We start from the raw sequence: 231 nt of genomic DNA, 5'->3' as shown, positions 1-231 counted from the left end.
CAGGTAAGCCCGTTATTTCTACCCCTCGTGGCGGGATCAAGGAGGTAGTGACCCATCAGGGAAGCGGCTTCTTAATTCCTCCTAAAGAATGGAGCAAAGAGCTGCCAATCATCTGGGAGTTATTATGGAGCGCCCCCCATATTCGCACGGAAATGGGAAAACAGGCACTGATGCGAGCCAGACAGTTTTCCTGGTACGCTACAGCACAAGGCTATCTAAAAGTATTTGAAA

Annotated in this window: 1 protein-coding gene; it reads left to right on the top strand. The window is 49.4% G+C overall.

From position 1 onward, the window contains the following. Positions 1-47: 47 nt before the first annotated feature. Positions 48-231 (top strand): glycosyltransferase (locus SB773_RS34990; RefSeq protein WP_410595186.1); only part of this gene is annotated, 184 nt, incomplete at its 3' end.

It is taken from the genome of Bacillus sp. SIMBA_074, from assembly GCF_046534555.1.
Taxonomy (GTDB): Bacteria; Bacillota; Bacilli; order Bacillales; family Bacillaceae_G; genus Bacillus_A; species Bacillus_A mycoides.
This window is presented reverse-complemented; position numbering and strand designations above follow the sequence as displayed.